Genomic DNA, 21,467 nt, shown 5'->3' with positions numbered 1-21,467 from the left:
GGAGCGTTACAATGAGAATCGTATTGGAAGGCGGCCAATTGTCCGCCGCGGGTTTGGGCTTCGGCGCCAAGCGGACGTTTGTGATGAAATGCGGAGGAAGTACCTTGGAACAATTGCCGGATTCTTTTTATAAGGATTTGGCCGATCTGCAGGAAAACGGAACCCAACCCGTGATCGTACACGGCGGCGGCCCGGCCATATCCGACAATTTGGGCAAATTGGGGATCGAAACTCATTTTGTGAACGGTCTGCGCTATACATCAGAAGAGGTGCTGGATGTGGTTGAAATGGTGCTCGCCGGCAGCATCAACAAGAAGATCGTACGCCGGATCGGACAGTCTGGCGGCAAAGCGGTGGGCTTGTCGGGGGTAGACGGCAATCTGATCCAGGCCAAACCGGTGTTAAACACAGCCGAGGTAGGGTTTGTTGGTGAGGTGACCGGCGTCAATGCGGCTCTGATCGAGGGTGTGGTGAAGCTCGGCTTCATGCCTGTCATCGCGCCGGTCGGGATCGGTGCGGACGGACAACGTTACAATATTAACGCAGACACGGCGGCCGGGGCAGTGGCTTCGGTGCTGGGCGTCCAGCAGATGATCGTGGTTACGGATGTGCCGGGCATTTTGAAGACGGTTAACGGGGAGAAAAAAGTGCTCCGCACCGTGACCGTACAGCAAATCGAAGACATGATCCAGACCGGTGAAATCTACGGCGGAATGATCCCGAAGGTGCGTGCAGCGGTTGCATGTATTAACGGCAAAGTCAACGAGGTCGTCATTGTGAACGGTAGCGAGCCGGGCGTATTGGGCAAGGTGCTGGCAGGAGAAGAAATCGGGACAAAAATCGTACGCATGCAGTAGCCCGTAATTCCTTTAATGCGTTATAGTAAAGAAGACGTTGGATCTATCCATTGAGATAGTTTACTAAGGGCCATTTTCCCTGGAGTAGAGGCATAAGTCATTGGAAAAATCCATTAGGGACTTTCGCAAATAGAAGAATGAGAATATAAACGATAGGAGTGATAGGGATGGCGCAAAGCGATATCCAGGACAAAAAGGCGGCTGCCGGGGCAGCCAATGAGGGAACTGATACACGCGACGGAAAAGGGACCGGAGCAGGGACACCAGGAGCTGTAGCTCCGTCAGTAGGGAACGCGGCCGGGCAAAGTGCTCTGCTCGCTACATATTCGCGCTATCCGCTTAGCCTGGTCAAAGGCCATGGAAGCTGGGTTTGGGATGATCAGGGTAACCGGTATCTCGACTTTATGAGCGGTCTGGCTGTAACCAGCCTGGGTCACGCCCCGGAAAAAGTGAAAGAGAAGGTCAAAGCCCAATTGGATGAGCTTTGGCATGTCTCGAACCTGTTCCAAATTCCGCAGCAGGAAAAGGCTGCCCGTCTGCTGACCGAGATCAGCTGTGCGGATGCCGTTTTTTTCTGTAACAGCGGGGCGGAAGCGAACGAAGCGGCCATCAAGCTGGCGCGCCGCTATCATCAGAAGGTGAAGGGCACGGACCGGTATGAAGTGATTACGTTCGAGCAGTCATTTCACGGGCGCACGTTGGCAACATTAACCGCGACAGGACAGCAAAAGGTCAAAGAAGGTTTCCTTCCGCTGCCTACCGGATTCGTGACGGTACCGCTGCATGATATGGACGCGCTAAAGACGGCGATCGGTCCTAACACGGCGGCGGTGATGCTGGAGATGGTTCAAGCCGAAGGCGGCGTGCATCCGGTAGATCGGGGATTTGTGCGTGAGCTTGCAGCGCTCTGCAAGGAAGAAGGGCTGTTGCTGATCATCGACGAAGTGCAGACCGGCATGGGCCGGACCGGCTCCTGGTTCGCCCATCAGCAGTACGGCATTGAGCCGGATATTTTCACCGCCGCTAAAGGAATCGCCAGCGGCCTGCCTGCGGGAGCCATGCTGGCGAAAGATTACCTGCGCGAGGCGTTTACGCCAGGAACGCATGCATCGACGTTCGGCGGGAATCCGGTTTCGGCTGCCGCGGTCGTTGCGACGATTGAAACGATGAAAGAGGAACATATACCGGAGCGGGCTGCGGAGATGAGCAGCTACTTGAAGGAGCAACTGCGCAAGAAGCTTGCGGATGATTCATTCGTTAAGGAAATTCGCGGCCTCGGCCTGCTGATCGGCATCGAATGTGCGGGACCGGTCGGAGACCTGGTGACGGCTGGGCAAAAGAACAAATTGCTGTTCGTGACGGCCGGGCCGAACGTGATACGGCTTCTGCCGAATCTCAAGGTTTCACGCGAAGAGGTCGATCAGGCCGTCGATACGCTCGCCGCTTTGATTGCAGCCCACACCGTGAAGGAGGATAATAATTTATGAGCCTGACCGAGCAAACCAAACATACCGGCTTCAATCTCAGCGGCCGTGATTTTCTGGAGATGGACGATTACACCTCGGAAGAGATTGAATATTTGATCGATTTGGCGATCGAGATCAAAGCCAAGCAAAAAAACGGAGAAGTATACCAGCCGCTCAAAGGGAAAACGATCGGATTGATTTTTGAAAAATCGTCCACACGGACCCGCGTATCATTTGAAGTCGGCACGTACCAGCTTGGCGGGCATGCGCTGTTCCTGAGCAAGAACGACATCCAGTTGGGCCGCGGCGAGACGATTGCCGATACCGCGGGCGTTATGTCCCGTTATCTCGATGGAATCATGATCCGTACGTTCGGGCATGACAAAGTCGTTGATCTGGCCCAATATGCGACCGTTCCGGTCATCAACGGTCTGAGCGATCTGGCACACCCTTGCCAGGTGTTAGCCGATTTCCAGACGATCTACGAGCACAAAGGCGTTCTGAAAGGGTTGAAGCTGGCTTATATTGGGGATGGCAACAATATGGCACACTCCCTCATGATCGGCGGGGCGAAGCTCGGCGTTCATGTGTCGGTGGCGAGTCCGGAGGGATATGAGCCCGATCCGCAAGTGGTCGCAAGCGCACAGGAAATCGCCAAGGCAACCGGAGCAATCATAGAAGTGGTCCGCGATCCTCAAGACGCGGTGAAGGACGCCGGCGTCATCTACACGGACGTATGGGCGAGCATGGGCTTTGAAGAAGAACAAAAGGCGCGCGAAGTCGCGTTTGCTTCCTATCAAGTCAATGAGGATCTGGCGAAGCTTGCCAAGCCGGATTACTTGTTTATGCACTGTCTGCCGGCTCACCGCGGGGAAGAAGTCAGCAAAGGCGTCATTGACGGCAAGCATTCTATCATTTTTGACCAGGCGGAAAACCGGCTGCATGCGCAGAAAGCGCTAATGGCGGCTTTGATAGGAAATTAACGGGAGCCGGCTGTGGCTCAAACCCCATTTTTAGGAGGATTCACAATTATGGCAAAGGAAAAAATCGTACTGGCGTATTCGGGCGGTCTGGATACGTCGGTCATTCTGAAGTGGCTTAAAGAGACTTATGACGCCGAAATTATCGCCTTCACGGCGGATATCGGCCAGAAGGAAGAATTAGACGGGCTGGAGGAAAAAGCGCTGGCGACCGGCGCCTCCAAGGTGTACATCGACGACTTGCGCGAAGAATTCGCCAAGGATTTCATCTTTCCGATGTTCCAGTCGGGCGCTCTGTACGAAGGGCAGTATTTGCTCGGCACGAGTATCGCCCGTCCATTGATCGCGAAGCGCATGGTTGATATTGCCCGTGCCGAAGGCGCGACGGCGATCGCCCATGGCGCCACCGGCAAAGGCAACGACCAAGTGCGCTTCGAATTGGCGGCGGCTGCGCTTGCGCCGGAAATCTCCGTGATCGCTCCTTGGCGTTTGAGCGAGTTCCGCGACCGCTTCCCGGGTCGCGCCGAAATGATCGCTTACGCGGAAGCGAACGGCATTCCGGTTACCGCCTCGGCGGCGAAACCGTACTCCATGGACCGCAATCTGCTCCATATCAGCTATGAAAGCGGTGTGCTGGAAGACCCTTGGTTCGACGCTTCGGCACCGGAAAACAAAGGCATGTTCCTCCTCAGCGCTTCGCCGGAGGATGCTCCGGATCAGCCCGAATATTTGGAACTGACCTTTGAGCAAGGGGACTGCGTGGCGCTGAACGGCGAGCAGTTGGACCCGCTGCGCGTAATGGAGAAGCTGAACGAGCTGGGCGGCAAGCATGGGATCGGCCGCGTCGACATGGTCGAGAACCGTTTCGTCGGCATGAAGAGCCGGGGCGTCTACGAGACGCCGGGCGGAACAATCCTGTTTACGGCCCACCGCAAAATGGAGTCGCTGACGATGGACCGCGAAGTGATGAATCTTCGCGACAGCCTGATTACCCGTTACAGCACGCTGGTGTATAACGGATTCTGGTTCGCACCGGAACGCCTCGCCTTGCAGGCGCTTGTGACTGAGAGCCAGAATAACGTAACGGGAACGGTTCGCGTGAAGCTGTATAAAGGCAATATCATCGCAGCGGGCGTGAAGAGCCCGGTTAGCTTGTACAATCCGGATATTGCGACGATGGAAGCCGATCCGACGCAAGCTTACGATCAGGGAGACGCTACGGGCTTCATTCGCCTGAATGCGCTGCGCCTGAAAGTGGGTTCGGGCGTGCAACAAAGCAATAACTAGGTCTTTAATGAACAACATGACAAGTTTTGGATAAGTATAAGGATAACGGACCGTCGGCCGTTTCCCGTTAGCAGGATAATGCCCTGTCGCCGGGAAACGGCCTGCGGTTTGATTCAGATAAGGAGTGGATCAAGTGAGCAAGCTGTGGGGCGGACGTTTTACGAAACAGACGAACCGGTTGGTGGAGCAGTATACCGCATCGATCGGTTTTGACAAGGCACTGGCGGAAGAGGATGTACAGGGCAGCCTTGCGCATGTGACGATGCTGGGCAAATGCGGCATTCTCCCGGAAGAGGATGTCGAGAAAATCAAGGACGGGCTGCATACCGTGCTGAACAAAATCAACCGGGGCGAACTGGAATACTCTGTGTCGGACGAGGATATTCACATGAATATCGAGAAGCAGCTGATCGATGAAGTCGGTTCCGTAGGCGGGAAGCTTCATACCGGGCGCAGCCGGAACGACCAGGTGGCGACGGATATGCACCTGTATCTGCGCAAGCGGGTTGTAGAGTTCGTGGGCTTGCTTCAGGATCTCCAGGAAGCGCTGATCGGACAGGCCAAAGACAACCGGGAGACGATCGTTCCGGGTTATACGCATCTGCAGCGGGCGCAGCCGATTTTGTTTGCCCATCACTTGATGGCTTACGTCTCAATGTTCCAGCGCGATATCGAACGCCTGCAGGACAGCTACAAACGCATCAATGTGCTTCCTCTCGGCGCTGGGGCGCTAGCGGGTACTACGTTTCCGATCGACCGCCATTTCGTGGCGGAGCAGCTTCATTTTGACGGAGTTTACGAAAACAGCCTGGACGCGGTGAGTGATCGCGATTTCATCATCGAGTTTCTGGCCGACGCCTCGATCCTGATGATGCATCTGTCGCGTCTCAGCGAAGAGCTGGTCCTGTGGAGCAGCACCGAGTTCCGGTTCGTCGAGCTTGACGACGCCTTTTGCACGGGCAGCAGCATTATGCCGCAGAAGAAAAACCCGGACGTGCCGGAATTGGTCCGGGGCAAAACCGGCCGTGTGTACGGCAACCTGATGGGCTTGCTTACCGTGCTGAAGTCGCTGCCGCTGGCTTATAACAAGGATATGCAGGAAGACAAGGAAGGTATGTTCGACACGGTGGAGACGCTTCGAGGGGCGCTGCAGCTGTTTGCGCCGATGATCGCCACGATGAAAGTGAACAGCGGACGTATGCGCGAAGCGGTGAACAAAGACTTCTCCAATGCGACCGACATTGCCGACTTCCTGGCGAACAAAGGACTGCCTTTCCGTCAGGCGCATGAAGTGATCGGCAAAACGGTGCTATACTGCATCCAGAACGGCAAGTTTCTGCTGGATCTCACTCTGGATGAATTCAAGCAATTCTCTCCGCTGTTCGATGAGAGCATCTATAACGTGCTTCAGCCGGAAACGGTAGTGAACGCCCGTAATGTTTACGGGGGAACGGCTTCCGGGCAAGTGGCCGCGGCGATCTCCAGGGCGGAAGCCAAGCTCGGAACCGTAGCGGAATGGGTACAGGAATATACGGAAAAAAGTAAATAGTCCGCCGGATCCCTGTTGGTCCTTGAAACAGCCTTTCGTTAATTGACGTAAGGCTGTTTTTTTGTCCGAAAAGCTGCTTCAATTGGAAAAATATTCTGAAATTCAAATCAATTTCATATAACTTTCAGAAAATTATAAAAAAATCGTCGCATTATGTCGAAATATAAGTTAGATCATTCCTTGAAATGATTATAATTTTGTAGTCGCACATTCCATCTTGGATCAGACACAAAACATACATAGCACATTTGCAAAGGGGAGATATATCAATGAAAACTTTTTTTGCCCGCGTGAGAAGACTGCTAGAAATCAGAACGCTTCGCAATCGCTTGATATCTTTGTTTGCCATCATGCTGATCATTCCGAATGTCGTCATCGCGTTTTCCAGCCTGACCAGCGCCAGCGGCCAGCTTCGCGACAAAATGAATGACAGTACGCGTTCGAGCGTTAATCTGCTGAACGACTCGCTGAATCATATCGTAGAAGCGGAAGTCCGAAATGTGGAACAACTGGTTATGGAAATTGAAGCGAAGCAAATTGACGCCAAATCCCAGGAACTCAGGAAGCTGCTTGAGCTGTTTGTCGAAAAGCATCCCGAACTGGAGCTTATTACGGTAGGGAATCAAAATGGCGCTTGGATGAAGGCGCCTGATCCCGGCAATCAGGATTACGATCCGAGAGAAAGGGACTGGTACAAGGCGGCGTTAGCCAAACCCGACCAGACGGTCATTCTGGATCCGTTCAAATCGGCTACGACGGGGAACTACAATTTGTTCATCAGCCGGGCGCTGCCCGACGGCCAAGGGGCGATCACGGTATCTCTGGATTTGGCCAATCTAAACGAAATGGTTAAAAAGATCAGCCTCGGTGCCAAAGGTTACATTTACTTGCTGGACCGGACCAACCATTTCACTTCCCACCCGACGCAGGCGGTCGGAGCGGAGGGGGTCGGAGACCATCTGGTCAAGATCCAGGGCGAGGAATCGGGATTCTTGAATTACGATAACCCGGACACCGGCCAACCGCAGAGCGTTTATTTTACGACCAACGATTTGACCGGATTCAAAATCGTCGGCGTGCTGCAAACAAATGAATTCACTAAAGCCTCGATGCCTATTTTTTGGACGGCTTTAATCGTACTATGCGTTTCCCTTGTTGTCGCGGGCATTGTCCTGTTCCTGGTCATCCGCAGCGTGACTCGTCCGATTGAGCAATTGAACCGATCCGCGAAACGCGTGGGCGAAGGCTATTTGAACGAAGAAGTAATTACCACTCGGAGCGATGAAATCGGTCAACTGGCTCAAAGTTATAATGAGATGGTGGGTTCTATTCGCGTTATGGTCCAAGACATCTCCGAAATTTCCAGTCAGCTTGCCGCTTCGAGCGAAGAACTGACGGCCGGAACCGAGCAGAACGCCCGAACGGTTGAACATGTAGTCGGATTGGTGCAGGAGACCTCGGCAGGCGCGGAGATTCAGGCGTCCGTATCCGCGGAAAGCGCCAAGACGATGGAAGAGATGTCGACGGGCATCCGCAAAATCGCCGAGGCATCCGGAACGATTGTGGAATCCTCGCAACAGACGGAACATGATGTGCGTTTCGGCAGCGAGAAGGTTGTGCTCGTCGGTCGGCAAATGGAGGAGATTCGCCGCTCTACGCAGGAATCCGCGGAACTGATGCATCAAATGAATGATCTCAGCGCCCAGGTCTCGGGCATGAGCAGTGCGATCTCGGACATTGCGGTACAGACCAACCTTTTGGCACTGAACGCGGCGATCGAAGCGGCTCGGGCAGGCGAGGAAGGCCGAGGGTTCTCGGTCGTTGCCGGGGAGGTCCGGAAACTGGCCGAGCAGTCCCGAACTACGGCGGAGGGCATTCAACAGAGTATTGCCCGAATGGTCGAAATGACGGGAAAAGTGCACGAGGTCATGAACCGGGAGGTTACCGAGAGCGTGGAACGCGGCATCTCCGTTACGGAAGAGGCCCAGAGTGCTTTCCGTGAAATCGAAAGCTCCACGAAACGGATTGCGGAGCAGATTCACGAGGTATCGGCGATCACCGAGCAGATGTCGGCGAGTGCGGATGAAATCGCAGATTCGGTGGCGCAAATCGCCAAAACCTCTTCACATAGTCTGGATTCTTTCCAGAGCGTAACCGCGGCGACGCAGGAGCAACTTGCTTCCATGGAGGAAATCTCTTCCGCGTCGGATGGACTGGCCCGCATGGCCGCAGAAATGCACGGAAAGATCGATCACTTTAAGTTGTAAAGCGTTGTTACAAAAGATGAAGTTATGGCCGTGCCGGTCGCGTATCTTTCAGAGGTACGCGGCCGGCACATTTTTTTCGCAAAGGCGAGGAAGGATTCAATAATATTTACAGCGTAACAATGTTATGTTACATTGATAATGCAAGAAAGGAGCAGATCAAAATGAACGAGGATTTGATCTCAAAAAAAGAATTGCTGGATATGACGGGGATTTCTTACGGACAGTTATACCGTTGGAAGCGGAAAAACCTCATCCCCGAGCAATGGTTTATCCGTAAATCATCCTTCACGGGGCAGGAAACCTTCTTTCCTCGCGAGAAAATATTGCAACGAATCGACCGTATTTTGAACATGAAGGATGATTTGTCGCTGGATGCGCTGGCGGATGTGTTCTCTCCGAGCCCCGGAGAAGTGAGTTTGAGCGTTGGAGAAATTTTGGAACGAAACATTGTTACAACAATTTCGTTGAATTTATACATTGAATCCGCCGGAGCTCCGGCTCAACCGGAATTCAGTTTTGAAAAAATGCTGATTATCTACGTGCTGGACAAAATGCTGCGAAGCGGGGATATTTCGCTAGAGGAAGGCCGGCTACTGGTTCGGACCTTGGAGGCGCATTTTCCGGAACGAACAGGAAGAGAATGCGGCGTAATGCTGACCAGAAAGATGGGCGTTGTCGCTTTTATGCTCGTGCCGGGCAACGGGGAGATTTATATGGATAGCGAGGTCCGGACCGTGGTCAAATTGTCCATGGCTCAATGTACGGAAGAATTGAAATTATGGATGGGCGGGAGTGAAGGTTAAGTGAGGGAACAAGAGGCAAAGAACCTAAGAATCAACGGATTGGGAAAGGCTGCCGGCGGTACCTATGGGAAGATCAATACGGACGGGATCGCCACGCTGAACGGGGACATCGTATGCAATTCACTGACCTCGAACGGGACTTTAAAATTGAAAGGCTCGATACAAGCAGGGCGAATCCGGATGAACGGAAATGGATCGGCGGAGGGGAGCATCAGCGGAGAGCTGCTCCGGGTGGACGGTATGTTAAAAACCGCTGCAGATTTGCGGGTGGAGCAAGTGGATATTCATGGCATGCTGACGCTGGCCGGAAATGCGTCCGGTGAGGGCTTGGAGCTTGACGGAGGCCTGAAACTGGGAGGTAACGCGGAATTCGAGACGTTTAAAGTCCACGGCGGTTTCCAAATCGGCGGCATGCTAAATGCGGGAACTGTGGACATCTTCATGGCCGCAGCCTGCCAGGCCAGAGAAATCGGCGGGGAAGTCATCCGGGTTAGCAAAAAACCAGGCACAAGAAACTTGTTAGCTTTGTTTTCCTCTTCTTTGGCGGTCGGCTTGACTGCAGATGTGATCGAGGGAGACAACATTGAACTGGAGGAAACGAAAGCGGAAATCGTGCGGGGCAATTCAGTCCGGATCGGGCCGGGATGCGAAATTGGACGCGTGGAGTATAAAGACCGTTTCGAGGCCCATCCCAAAGCGGCTATCGGCAGTGCCGAGCAAGTATAGATAGGGAATATACAGGAGGTGAAAATTCATGAATCATCAGGAGGAGCAACGGGATGATTTGCGGCTGATTGGAGACAGCGTGTCGAACGGGGGGGGTCTTCGGCAAAGTCAGCGTGACTGGCGATGCTGAATTTAACGGGAGCATCGATTGCCTTTCTTTAAAATCTACCGGGAACATCAAGGTGGACGGGAGCCTACGCAGCGGTATCTTGAAGGCTACCGGGGATTTGAAGATCGAAGGGGGCCTGACTGTCACCAAGATGTCTTTAACGGGTGAGATTCAGGTGAAGGAGAGTATTTCCGGCGAAGATATGAAAATATTCGGGACCTGTACGGTGAAGAACGGAATCCAGACTGACCAATTTAAGCTAAAAGGAGCCGTTCAAAGTGAAGGTATGCTGAACGCGGAAGTGGTGGAAATGGTGCTGATCGGGAAAAGCAATGCCGCTGAAATCGTCGGAACCCGAATTGATATTCACCCGTTCGGAGTCCAAAAATGGGTGCCATGGCTGCGGATGGGGGGGACGCCGGAGCTTGAAGTCCAAGTAATCGAAGGCGATGTGATCTCGTTGGAAAATACGATGGCGGATACGGTTCGCGGCGGCAAGGTGAGTATCGGTCCCGGCTGCCGGATCAGGCTTGTGGAGTACAGCAAGTCCTTCCATCAGGATAGACGGGCGGAAGTGGTGGAAAACGTGAGATTGATGGAGGATTAGGATAAGGGGGAGAGAGATAAATAATAGATGAGAAGCCCGGCTCCGGTGTAAACGACGGCCTCCTCCCGTATGCGGGAAGGAGTAAGTCATCGTTTAAAGGGGGGCCGGGCTTTGTTTGTTTAAAGAGAGATCAAACTTCCGAACCGATGCGGTCTTTTCGTCCGGCGGCATAACCGAAAACGATGGTGATTAGCGACATGCCGGTGATCGTAGCCAGCGGCATAGACCAGCCTCCGGTTTGGTCATGAATGAAACCGAACAGGGTCGGCCCCACCGCGGACAAGAGATAGCCGATGGACTGCGCCATTCCGGACAATTGGGCTGCCTGTCCTGCCGTGCGGGAACGCAGGGCGAAAAACATGATGACCAGGCTGAACGTCGTACCGCTGCCGAGTCCGATTAACAGGATGAAAAGCAAAGCCAAGGATGGGGGACCGAGCCAGATGCCTCCGAATCCGACCAGGAATAGAGCGGCGGAAGCGGCGGACAGCTCCTTTTGGCTCTGCATCCGCGCCGCGAGCAGCGGCATGAGGAAGGCCCCCGACATGCTGGACAGCTGCATCAACGATAGCATCCAGCCGGCCTGATCCATGCTCATTCCTTGCTCGTGAAGGATTTCCGGCAGCCAGGAGACGCCGACATAAAACATGATGGACTGGAAGCCCATAAAGAGCGTCACACGCCAGGCGATAGGCGAGCGCCAAACGGAGCCGGAGCGCTTGGAGGACCTGTCGCTGTCCGCTTTGGCGGTGCCCGGGTTGGCGTCCCGGTGCTGGCCGTGATCGGAAAGCGGGTCCGGCAAGGCAGCAACGGCCGCTGCCTTGCGGGGATTTTTGCTCATGGCGCTATGCCGCCGGGCCAGAGGCAGCCAGACCAAAGCGGTGGCCGCCGACAAAATGAGCCAGCAGGCTAACGCTCCGCGCCATCCCAATGCAGTGCGGGAGAGGGGCATGCTGATACCAGAAGCAATGGCGGACCACATATTCATCAAGGAAGTGTATAGCGCCGTCATCAACCCGAGCCGTAGCGGGAAATCGCGCTTGATGATGCTGGGAACCAGCACATTCGCGATGGCGATGGCGCTGCCGATCAGGGCCGTGCCGCCGAAAAGGGCCGGAATGCCTGGAAAGGAACGAAGCAGGATCCCGGCCGACATCAAGATCATGCAATAGAACAGCGTGCGCTCCGCGCCAAAGCGGGACGACAGCTTCGGCGCGGCGAGTGCGAACACGGCAAAGGCTAAGAGCGGAAGGGTAGTCAGCATTCCGCTCATCGTATGCGACAGGCCGGTGGAGCCTTGAATCTCGCCGATCAGCGAACCGACCCCGGTGATCGGCGACCGCAGCGTCGATGCGGTCAGCAGCACGGCTACGATCAGCAGCGTTGCCGCCGCGCCACGCGGGAGAGCTGTCTCTGCCCCCTCGCCAAGGAGAGCGGCATTTGCTCCGGAGAGAGCTTTATCTACCCCTGGGAGAGATGTCTCTCCCCCCTTGCTCGGGAGCGCATTTTGAGGGTGCTCATTTCCGTTTGGCGGGGCAGTCGATATATGTTCAGAACCTGTTCCTGTTCCTGTTTCGGAATCGGATCGGTATAGGGCATCGGCTGGTTTTTCATGCTTCGGAACAATCGTGCTTTGCTTCATATTAATTAAGGGTCCTTTCGGCGTATTTCGCTTTACCATATCATATGAAAACTTTTACAAGCAATAGTCTGTGAAAACAGTTTATTTGGTTTGCAAAGTGAGGTAAAATCTGGGTAAACATATTTCATTGTGATTTTGTCGTGAAGTACACGCCTGCTTACCGGGAATCCATTCTATGGGTCCGACGGAAGGGGGCGTTTTTATTTTGTAAAAGGGGGGATGGGTATGGAATTTTCCGAGGCTCACAACATTTTCTTGGAGCGGCATAGGTCTGTCAGGCAGGGAGAACGTTTAAGAAGATTGAAAGAGGGACATGGACATGCGGAAAGGCTGTTTTTGGAGTCGGTGTGGTGGCCCGCATTTGGACAATTTCAGTATCTGCATCCGGAATACGAAGTGAACGATTTTAAGGATGGCTTTAGGTATCTGGATTTTGCCTACCTACGGGCAGGCTTGCAGTTGGCGATCGAAATCGACGGGTTCGGCCCGCATTGGAGGAATATAAGCCGGACTCAATTTTCCGATCACTGCCGGAGACAGAATGATCTGATTATCGACGGATGGAAGGTGCTGCGTTTTACTTATGACGATGTAAGGGAAGGCCCACGCTACTGTCAGCAAAAGCTGCAGCAATTTATGGGGCGGTGGCTGGGCGAAGAGCGGCAGGTGCTTGAGGCGGATTGGGTCGAGAAAGAGGTCATTCGCTTGTTCATGCGAGTTGGAGGTCCGCTGACCCCGGCGCATCTATGTAACTTTATGGGGTTTCAGAACAGGAAGGCCCGCCGGTTGCTCAAAAGCCTAATGGAAAAAGGATGGATTCAGGCCGCCAGCGGAACTGAACGCGTGCGTTCCTACCGCCTTAACCTGGAAGGCAAAGATTTCAAATTGTGAATTGTACCGTGAAAAATAGGGGTCCTTTAGGTCACTATTTTTGGTTTATGCGTTAAAGCTGCACAAATTAGGGGACTTTTGGGTTCCTATTTTTCTACTTAGGACAGATAAAGCAACTTTTTAATCGAATCTGGTAGAATAACGGCCTGAAAATCCACTATTTCTAAAGTTGGGCCTTAAATAGGTGAAATAACGGCCTAAAGTTCGTTATTTTGTTAGATGGGGAGGCTGGCGCGGTTGAGGGGCTCTGCGGTAATAGGGAACAGAAAAAGGGGAGCGGGTAATATTGACTGGCAAGCGCTATCGGCTGGGTTAACGGGTAAAGTTAGCAGACATAGGTTAACAGGCAAAGGAAGTTGTTGAAGTTAGCTGGCAGGGGCTATAGGCAAGGGATAGCGGGTAAAGTTAGTAGGAGTTAACCGGCAAGGATATCGAGTGAATTTGGTTGTAAGTGCTATCGACAGGGCCAATGGGTAAAGTTAGCAGCAAGGGCTGATATGCAGCGACGAACAAGATGATTCGTTTGCAGAGTTCTGTATCTTGTCTTTCCATGGTCACACTCAGGAACCCTCCGGTAATGATGACTCGAGGGTTCCTCTGCGTTCTCCATCCCGGTGCGGTTAGGGGAATCTCGGGCCGGTGACTCCATCCTCAAGCACCGGAGGCCGCGATTCGACGGCCGGCTCTTTCGAAGTCGGAGCTTTACCCGATTTTACCTCATTGCCGGAGACCTCATTCTCCGGCATAACTTCCCCTGCATCGGGCGCCACGGCGATGACATTCGGCTGCGCCGGATAAGTATCGCGCGATAGGCGGGTTTTGGCGGCAGGTTTGCCGTCGACATATTTGATCCGGTACGTTTCAACGATGTAACCGGGTTTGCCTTGCAGAATCACTTCCCGGCTCCCGGCCGAAAGGGAGGAGTTCTTGACGTATTTGTCCGGAGCGGAGAGGATGTCCATCATGCGGGACTCAATGCCGTAAGACACATTGTCCGGGATGTCGCCGAACAGCTTGACGCCCAAACGCCCGTCCTCAACGCGGGCTGCGATGAGCAGATGATGTCCGCTTGTATTTTGGAAGCGGAAATTTATATAGCCTTGGGCGAAGGTGGCATCCTGTCCAAGCGGCACGTAACTGACCGGCAAGGAGTGGTTGCGACGTTCCACCATGTCCAGGCCGGCAAGGATCGCCGCATTGTACAGCGTGCTCGACACCTGGCAAATGCCGCCGCCGACACCGGGGACAAGCTTGCCGCCGAAAATGACCGGCGCCTCGCGGAAGCCGTAGCTCTGCTCCGCCGCTTCGACGACCTTGGCGTAGTCGAATATTCCCCCCGGCGGCAGCACCATGCCGTCGATGCTGCGTGCTGTGGCATCAACGTTATGCAGCCGTCCGGCTCCGCTGGTTCGCAGCCCGGTCGAGAACTCGGCGATTTTGCGGCGGACGCCTTCCCTTTGCAGACTCTCAACCGTTACGGCAGGCTGTACCAGCGTCAGCGGAATGACAATATCGAGTGGCTTGATCTCCGCACGTGCGCCACTACCCGCAACCATCCCCGGAACGGCCGCTTGCACGAGAACGGCAAGCGACTCCCAATGGATCCGCTGCGCCGGCTGCCCGGGCAGATAGGTGATCACGTCGTCTTCCCCGATACTCCGGACGGCATTCACGGGACTCCCGAAATGTTTCTTTTCCCAGGCCGGACTAAGGGTCCTTTTTAAAACCGCCGGATTGAAAGACGACTGGATCGTCCATGTTTTTGCAAAATTTTTGCGCGCTTTGGCGCGTTCCCACACCTTGCCCGCAGAAAGTGACATCAACTCCGTACGGAAATTCGGCGCATCCCACGAAACCCCGGTTTTTCCCCAGGTCAGGATCTCTCCATTTTCCGCGTGGCCCGCTTCCGCTAACGTGAACTTTATTTGCTGCCCTTTTAATTGATCAATTAAGGAGTCCAGTCTCTCCAGCGCCTCCTCGGCCGAAAGTCCGCCGAGTTCAAGGCCGCCCACTTTAGTGCCGGAAGGGACCGAATCGCGGGAGGCATAAAGCCACAGCCCGCCGTAAACGAAGGAAGCAGTCAGAATCATTAGGGCGGCTCCGATGACGAACAGATGAGTTCTTCGCATAACATTCTCCTTATATGAAATGGTAAAAACCTGTGTACAACCATATATATGATGAAATTCTGGAAACTTTCGGGTACTCAAGAGGTAACATATTTGTTACAATAAGTATCGGACTGATGAAATAACTCGTCTTTTAAAGGATTTGACGGGAAGATGTCGAAAGTAAAAACAGACAACCAAGCGTTTGGAATCAAGGTTTAGGACGTGATCTAGTGATAGAAATGCAGGATATTTGGAAGACGTACCCGAACGGAACGCATGCTCTGAAGGGCGTCTCGGTCAAAATCGACCGCAATGAATTCGTCTACCTGGTCGGCCCGTCGGGAGCGGGGAAATCGACCTTCATGAAGCTTATCTACCGCGAGGAAGTGCCTACCAAGGGACAAATTTCCGTCAACGGTTTTAATATCGGCAAGCTTAAGCCGCGTAAAATTCCTTATGTACGCCGGAATATCGGCGTTGTTTTTCAGGATTTTCGGTTGCTGCCCAAGCTGTCCGCCTATGAAAATGTCGCTTTCGCGCTGGAGGTTATCGAGGCACCCAAGAAAGTGATCAAGAAGCGAACGATGGAAGTACTGGAACTGGTAGGTCTCAAAAACAAAGCCAACCGGGATCCTTCCCAGCTATCTGGCGGGGAGCAACAGCGCGTGGCGATTGCCAGAGCGATCGTCAACAATCCGTCGGTAATTATCGCGGACGAGCCTACAGGAAACCTCGACCCGGAGACGTCATGGGGCATTATGCAGCTGCTCGACGAGATCAATTTCCGGGGGACAACCATCGTGATGGCAACGCACAACAAAGATATCGTAAACACGATGCGCAAACGCGTAATCGCCATAGAGCACGGCAACATCGTCAGAGACCAGCTGAGAGGGGAATACGGTTATGAGTTTTAACACCCTCCTCCGGCATTTTCGGGAAGGCGCCAAAAACGTGTTTCGTAACGGCTGGATGTCGGTAGCGTCCATTACGTCGATCATCGTTTCTTTATTTATTTTGGGCGTGTTCATTTTGTTGGTACTCAATGTCAATTCTTTTGCCAATGACGCCGACAGCCAGGTACAGATCAGTACCTACCTTGCCTCCAACGTGGATGAGCCGATGCGGGTCAAGATTCAGAACGACATAGCCGCCATGGAAGAAGTCAGTCGGGTGACCCTGATCCCCAAAGCCGAAGGCTTGAAGGATTTTAAGGAGAAGCTGGGCGAAGAAGGCAAGGATTTGCTGGAAGGTTACGACGAAACGACGAATCCGATTCCCGATACGCTCAAGGTAGAGGTTATCGAACCGACCACCGTTCCTTATGTGGCAAGCAAGATTAATGCCCTTAATGAAAAGTACGAGGAAAAATCGATATATAAAGTGAATTACGGCCAAGGCACCACCGAGAAATTATTCAAAATTACGCGAGCTGTCCGCAACATTGGCTTTGCTTTCGTCGGGGGGCTTGCCTTGATGGCGATGTTCCTGATTTCGAACACGATCCGCGTGACGATTCTCGCCCGACGCCGCGAAATCGGCATCATGAAGCTGGTTGGCGCGACGAATATGTTCATTAGGTGGCCATTCTTTGTGGAGGGCGCCTTGATCGGATTTCTTGGTTCGGCAGTTACCGTCGGGATTCTGCTTTTTGGATATAGCGAACTGGTCGATTCCGTTAAAGCGGATATTACGCTCGCCTTTCATCTGATTCCGGTAGGAGAGATCGGCTTTCAAATAGCGGGCCTGCTGATGGGTCTCGGCCTTCTGATCGGGATTTGGGGCAGCACCATGTCGATCCGGAGATTCCTGAAGGTATAGTGGAAATTAATTCAAAATGACAATGATTGCTCAAGAGTTGCCATGTGATCTAAAAGTCGGCTTATTGACTACCTATAAAAGAAGGATGGGGAAGCGAAGTTGAAAAGATGGTTGTCCATTGTTGCCGTTGTCGCTTTAGCCGCTACGATCTTTCAGCCTACTGAGGGTTTTGCGAAGTCGAAAACGATCAGCCAGATTGACAAGGAGCTGAAACAGCTCCAGGAACAGGCCAAGCAGGCCAAGAACCAGCAGGAAAAGGCCGCCGATCAGAAGCAAACGGCACAGCATTACGTGAACAAGAACACGAATTACCTGAAAGAGGTTATGGCGCAAATCGATTCCGTCAGCAATGAGTTGGCTCAAATTTCGATGGATATCGAAAATACGGAGCAAAGCTTGCGGGATACGGCGGTCAAGCTGGATGAAACGAAAGCGCGGATCGCCGAGCGTTCGGATCTGCTTGATTCCAGAGTCCGCCTGATGTATACCGATGGAGCCGTTTCATACTTGGATGTGCTGCTGTCATCGACAAGCTTTACGGATTTTCTGGAGCGGGCCGATTCTTTGCAGGCGATTGCGAACCAGGATCATGTCCTTCTGGATGAGCATAAGCACGATAAAGAACTGCTGGATCAGCAGCAGAAGCAACTGGAGAACGATTACGCCAAAGTGAAGACGCTGTATGCAGACGCGGAATCGCGCAAGAGCACTTTGGAAGAGAAAGAGAATGAGAAGCAGCAGCTGATTTCCAAATATTATGCCGAGATTGAAGAATCCGACGATATCAGCGAAGAACAGGAAAATCTGCTCGTAGAGCTTGCGACGAAGCGGGCCGCTTTGGAGAAAGAAAAGAACAAGCTTAAGGCGGCTCAAGTATATACGTATAAACGCAAATCCTCCTCGTCAGGCGGCTTTAAAGGAAGCGGCGGTTCAATGGGCCTTCCGGTCTCGGGTGCCCGGTTGTCATCGGGCTACGGTTCCCGGATCCATCCGATCACCGGCAAGAAGAAGACGCATACCGGGATCGACCTGGCGGCTCCGCAGGGGACCGATATCCACGCAGCCGAAGGCGGGGTAGTTATCGTCGCCGAATGGTGGAGCGGATACGGCAACACGGTAATTATCGATCACGGCGATAATGTTTGGACCCTGTACGGCCACATTCGCAATGGCGGAATCAAAGTGGAAAAGGGACAAAAGGTAAAGAAGGGCGAGAAGATCGCCGAGGTGGGCAGCACCGGCAATTCGACGGGTCCGCACTGCCACTTCGAAGTACGGATCGACGGCAAGCCGGTAGACCCGATGCCATATTTATAATAAAATAAGGATGCCGATAGAAACGGATAGCCGTTCGCGAGACGGGTTATCCGTTTTTCGTTCATGCAAATTGTTTAATATTCCGTAGTTTACGGACATATACTATGAGACAAACATAGGCGGTGAATTCATATCATGTATAAAAAACGCACAGTAGCATTATTTGTGGTTGTGGCCATGCTGGCCAGCTGTTTGCTTACCCTGACCTTTACAGGACAATGGAGCTTTGCTGGCTCGGGCCCGCTGCGGAGCGGAATTTTCGCCGACAACGTGGGGACGGGCTCCAAGGACAGCATCAAGAAAATCGAGACCGCCATGCAATTGGTCAAAAACAATTACGTGGAGGGCATCGATCAGCAGAAATTGGTTGACGGTGCCATCGACGGAATGATGAACGCATTGGGCGACCCCTTTTCCTCGTATATGGGTCCCGAGACCGCACAGCAATTCTCCGAGCAGATTGAGGGCTCGTTTACCGGAATCGGCGCGGAAGTGTCGATGGAAAACGGCAATGTAGTCGTTGTTTCCCCGATTAAGGGATCACCGGCCGAGAAAGCCGGAATCCAGCCGAAAGATATTTTGCTGTCGGTGAACGGCGAATCTTTTGAAGGACTCAGCCTGAATGAGGCGGTGGCCAAAATTCGCGGCCCGAAAGGGACCGAGGCCAAGGTAAAGGTAAAGCGCGCGGGTTCGACGTCGAATCTGGAATACAAGATTATTCGGGATGACATTGCGCTCGAAACAGTATACGCCCGGATGGAAGAGGGCAAGGTTGGCGTTATTGAAATTACCGAGTTTTCTATGAATACCGCAGAACGCTTTAAGCAAGAATTAACCGCTTTGGAAAGTCAGGGAATGAAAGGTCTTGTCATCGATGTGCGAAACAATCCGGGCGGCGTGCTCCAAATCGTGATCGAGATGGCGGAGCATTTCGTGCCGAAAGGCAAATCGATCGTACAGGTGGAAGATAAAAACAAGCAGAGAGAAAAGACCGTGTCCAAGGGAACGGGCAAAACCTATCCGATCGCCGTCGTTACGAATAAAGGAAGCGCCAGCGCATCCGAAATTTTAGCGGGGGCGTTGCAGGAATCGGCGGACGCTAAGCTGATCGGCGAAGCGACTTACGGCAAAGGCACAGTACAGACGAGTTTCAGCCAGGAACTCGGAGACGGCAGCTTGCTGAAAGTCACGATCGCCAAATGGCTAACTCCGGACGGCGAGTGGATTCACAAGAAGGGGATTCAGCCGGATATCGCGGTATCCCAACCGGGTTATTTTTCGGTGGCGCCGATCAATAAAGAAAAAACATATAAATACGATATGCTGGGCGAAGATATCAAGAGCGCGCAGACCATGCTGCAAGGGTTGGGTTATAATCCCGGACGTACCGACGGATATTTCAGCAAAGCGACGGAAAATGCGCTGAAGAAATTCCAGGGTACGGCGAAGCTTCAGGCGACGGGCGTTCTCGACGAAAAGACGGCGGAGGCGCTTGAAGCCGGCCTCATCGAGCAAATCCGCGATCCGAAGAACGATAACCAAATGAACCGGGCAATCGAGGTGATCCGGAAGGAAATCGCCTCCCCGGTGTCGAATAAATAAGAAGGCTGCTTTTTGGCCTTCTTTTTTTCTGTGCCAATGAGTATCAAGGATAGGAGCGTGAGCCGGGTTGGATCTCTTGCTTGAAGGATTGTGGAGCGTGACGGAAGCGGTAGCGCAGTTGTTTCTGCAGCCGTTTTACTATATTTCGATCATATTAATTATGTTGCTGTACCGCAGACAGGTATTGTTGGAGCGAAAGTTATTCCATGTCAGGCTGCACAGCTGGCTGGCTCAGACTTGGCGAACCGTGCTAGGCGGATTGCTGGCCGGTATTGGCATCTCGCTGGTGTCCGCGTTTGTGGGAATGACGCTAACAATAGAAGGAATTTTATGTATCTGGCTTGTAACGGTGTTGCTGTTATTGATCCGGGTCCGCTACTTGTGTCTGGCCTATTCGGTTGGGCTCTTGGGCGTAATTCAGTTCGGGTTAAATCTGTTTCCTTCGTTTACGGGCAGCGGGTGGGTAGCCGAGTCCGTAAGAATTGTAAGGGAACTGAACATCCCGGCGTTGCTTTGCCTCGTCGGCCTGCTTCATTTGGCGGAGGGTCTGCTTGTCCGGTGGCAGGGCGCCGCCTTTGCCGGACCGCTATTTTATGAGGGAAAACGAGGGAGGCTGGTAGGCGGCTATCAGATGCAGAGCCTTTGGCCCATTCCGCTGCTGCTGCTCATCCCGGCCCAGACGGCGGGCGGGGTATTGCCCTGGACGCCGCTTTTTGGCGGTGAAGCATGGCAGGGCGGCTTCGCGCTGGTTGCATTGCCGATCGTGATCGGCTTCTCGGAAGTGACGACCGGTATGTTGCCCAAGGCGAAGGCCAAGATCACATCCGGCCGTTTGCTGGGGTACGGCATCGTCATCATCGCTTTGGCTTTGCTTGCCAATTGGTGGTCACCGCTTATACTGCTCGCCGCGCTTGCGGCTTTCCTGCTGCATGAAGGCCTGGTCTGGTACAGCCGCTTCGAGGAGCAGCAGCGTAGTCCGCTGTTCGTGCATCCGCAGGGCGGGCTGAAGGTGCTGGCCGTGCTGCCGGGCAGTCCGGCGGAGGAACTGGGCATCCAGGCCGGCGAGTCGATTGTGCGCGTGAACGGCGTGCCGGTTCCGACGAAGGAGGAACTGCACTCCGCGCTGCGCATCCAGTCGGCCTTCTGCAAGCTGGAGGTGCGCAATCTCGCAGGCGAGAGCAAGTTCCTCCAGCGCGCGATCTACGCCGGCGAGCATCACCAGCTCGGCGCGATCCTGGCGCCGGACGAGCTGGCGCCGGTAGCCGTGAGGCTGCAGCCGCTGTCGCTGCTGCAGCTGCTCAAGCCGCGCCGCGGCGCGCACAACGTGCGTCGCGCGGACGCAGGCACGCCCGCCGCCTCCGGCGAGGCGGGCGTAGGGGACGCCGCCCGTTAAGAGCGGCATAGGGAATTTGCATAAAAAAGCTTCTTCCGA

The 21,467-nt window shown here is 53.6% G+C and carries 17 protein-coding genes; 15 read left to right on the top strand and 2 right to left on the bottom strand.

Features of this window, described 5'->3' with window-relative positions; genetic code table 11:
* Nucleotides 1-11 precede the first annotated feature (11 nt).
* From argB to DFP94_RS14535, 9 genes are all read left to right on the top strand, one after another.
* Nucleotides 12-857 (top strand): acetylglutamate kinase, encoded by an 846-nt coding sequence (argB, locus tag DFP94_RS14575; protein ID WP_114497207.1) that lies wholly within the window; start codon nt 12-14, stop codon nt 855-857.
* Nucleotides 858-1,024: 167 nt separating this feature from the next.
* Entirely contained in the window at nt 1,025-2,344 is a 1,320-nt protein-coding gene (locus DFP94_RS14570) for an acetylornithine transaminase (protein WP_114497206.1), read from the top strand.
* Nucleotides 2,341-3,306, top strand: coding sequence for an ornithine carbamoyltransferase (gene argF, locus DFP94_RS14565; RefSeq protein ID WP_114497205.1), 966 nt, complete (start codon nt 2,341-2,343; stop codon nt 3,304-3,306). The genes DFP94_RS14570 and argF overlap by 4 nt, the downstream gene beginning before the upstream one ends.
* A gap of 48 nt (nt 3,307-3,354) precedes the next feature.
* Nucleotides 3,355-4,590: an argininosuccinate synthase gene (locus tag DFP94_RS14560; protein ID WP_114497204.1), complete on the top strand. Its 1,236-nt coding sequence runs from the start codon at nt 3,355-3,357 to the stop codon at nt 4,588-4,590.
* A 133-nt stretch (nt 4,591-4,723) separates the two neighbouring features.
* Entirely contained in the window at nt 4,724-6,139 is a 1,416-nt protein-coding gene (gene argH, locus DFP94_RS14555; protein WP_114497203.1) for an argininosuccinate lyase, read from the top strand.
* Nucleotides 6,140-6,408: 269 nt separating this feature from the next.
* Nucleotides 6,409-8,406, top strand: a complete 1,998-nt coding sequence (locus DFP94_RS14550) for a methyl-accepting chemotaxis protein (RefSeq protein ID WP_114497202.1) — start codon at nt 6,409-6,411, stop codon at nt 8,404-8,406.
* Between the two features lie 161 nt (nt 8,407-8,567).
* Nucleotides 8,568-9,209, top strand: coding sequence for a YhbD family protein (locus DFP94_RS14545; RefSeq protein ID WP_114497201.1), 642 nt, complete (start codon nt 8,568-8,570; stop codon nt 9,207-9,209).
* Nucleotides 9,210-9,935 (top strand): hypothetical protein, encoded by a 726-nt coding sequence (locus DFP94_RS14540; protein ID WP_114497200.1) that lies wholly within the window; start codon nt 9,210-9,212, stop codon nt 9,933-9,935.
* Nucleotides 9,936-10,117: 182 nt separating this feature from the next.
* On the top strand, nt 10,118-10,651 hold the full coding sequence (locus DFP94_RS14535) for a hypothetical protein (protein ID WP_181873160.1): 534 nt from the start codon (nt 10,118-10,120) through the stop codon (nt 10,649-10,651).
* A gap of 130 nt (nt 10,652-10,781) precedes the next feature.
* Here DFP94_RS14535 and DFP94_RS14530 read toward each other — a convergent pair whose 3' ends face one another.
* Nucleotides 10,782-12,293 carry a CynX/NimT family MFS transporter gene (locus DFP94_RS14530; RefSeq protein ID WP_114497198.1) on the bottom strand — a complete coding sequence of 504 codons (1,512 nt, stop codon included), beginning with the start codon at nt 12,291-12,293 and terminating at the stop codon, nt 10,782-10,784.
* 225 nt (nt 12,294-12,518) lie between these two features.
* Between DFP94_RS14530 and DFP94_RS14525 the strand changes: the two genes are divergently transcribed.
* Nucleotides 12,519-13,184: a DNA-binding response regulator gene (locus DFP94_RS14525; RefSeq protein WP_114497197.1), complete on the top strand. Its 666-nt coding sequence runs from the start codon at nt 12,519-12,521 to the stop codon at nt 13,182-13,184.
* 620 nt (nt 13,185-13,804) lie between these two features.
* On the opposite strand, the gene DFP94_RS14520 is transcribed toward DFP94_RS14525, so the two are convergent.
* Complete coding sequence (locus DFP94_RS14520) at nt 13,805-15,313, bottom strand: VanW family protein (protein WP_114497196.1); 1,509 nt, start codon at nt 15,311-15,313, stop codon at nt 13,805-13,807.
* Between the two features lie 212 nt (nt 15,314-15,525).
* Here DFP94_RS14520 and ftsE point away from each other — a divergent pair, with 212 nt between their 5' ends.
* The 5 genes from ftsE (at nt 15,526) to DFP94_RS14495 (ending at nt 21,428) form a co-directional block, all read left to right on the top strand.
* Nucleotides 15,526-16,212: a cell division ATP-binding protein FtsE gene (gene ftsE, locus DFP94_RS14515; RefSeq protein WP_114497195.1), complete on the top strand. Its 687-nt coding sequence runs from the start codon at nt 15,526-15,528 to the stop codon at nt 16,210-16,212.
* Nucleotides 16,202-17,116 (top strand): permease-like cell division protein FtsX, encoded by a 915-nt coding sequence (gene ftsX / locus DFP94_RS14510; protein ID WP_114497194.1) that lies wholly within the window; start codon nt 16,202-16,204, stop codon nt 17,114-17,116. Before ftsE ends, ftsX begins: the two co-directional genes overlap by 11 nt.
* Nucleotides 17,117-17,215: 99 nt before the next feature.
* Complete coding sequence (locus DFP94_RS14505; protein WP_114497193.1) at nt 17,216-18,433, top strand: murein hydrolase activator EnvC family protein; 1,218 nt, start codon at nt 17,216-17,218, stop codon at nt 18,431-18,433.
* A 135-nt stretch (nt 18,434-18,568) separates the two neighbouring features.
* Nucleotides 18,569-20,035, top strand: a complete 1,467-nt coding sequence (locus tag DFP94_RS14500) for a S41 family peptidase (RefSeq protein ID WP_114497192.1) — start codon at nt 18,569-18,571, stop codon at nt 20,033-20,035.
* A gap of 67 nt (nt 20,036-20,102) precedes the next feature.
* On the top strand, nt 20,103-21,428 hold the full coding sequence (locus DFP94_RS14495) for a PDZ domain-containing protein (protein ID WP_245954839.1): 1,326 nt from the start codon (nt 20,103-20,105) through the stop codon (nt 21,426-21,428).
* Nucleotides 21,429-21,467: the final 39 nt, after the last annotated feature.

This window comes from Fontibacillus phaseoli, assembly GCF_003337355.1.
Taxonomy (GTDB): Bacteria; Bacillota; Bacilli; order Paenibacillales; family Paenibacillaceae; genus Fontibacillus; species Fontibacillus phaseoli.
Note: the sequence above shows the minus strand (reverse complement) of the source record. Positions and strands in the feature narration are given on the sequence as shown.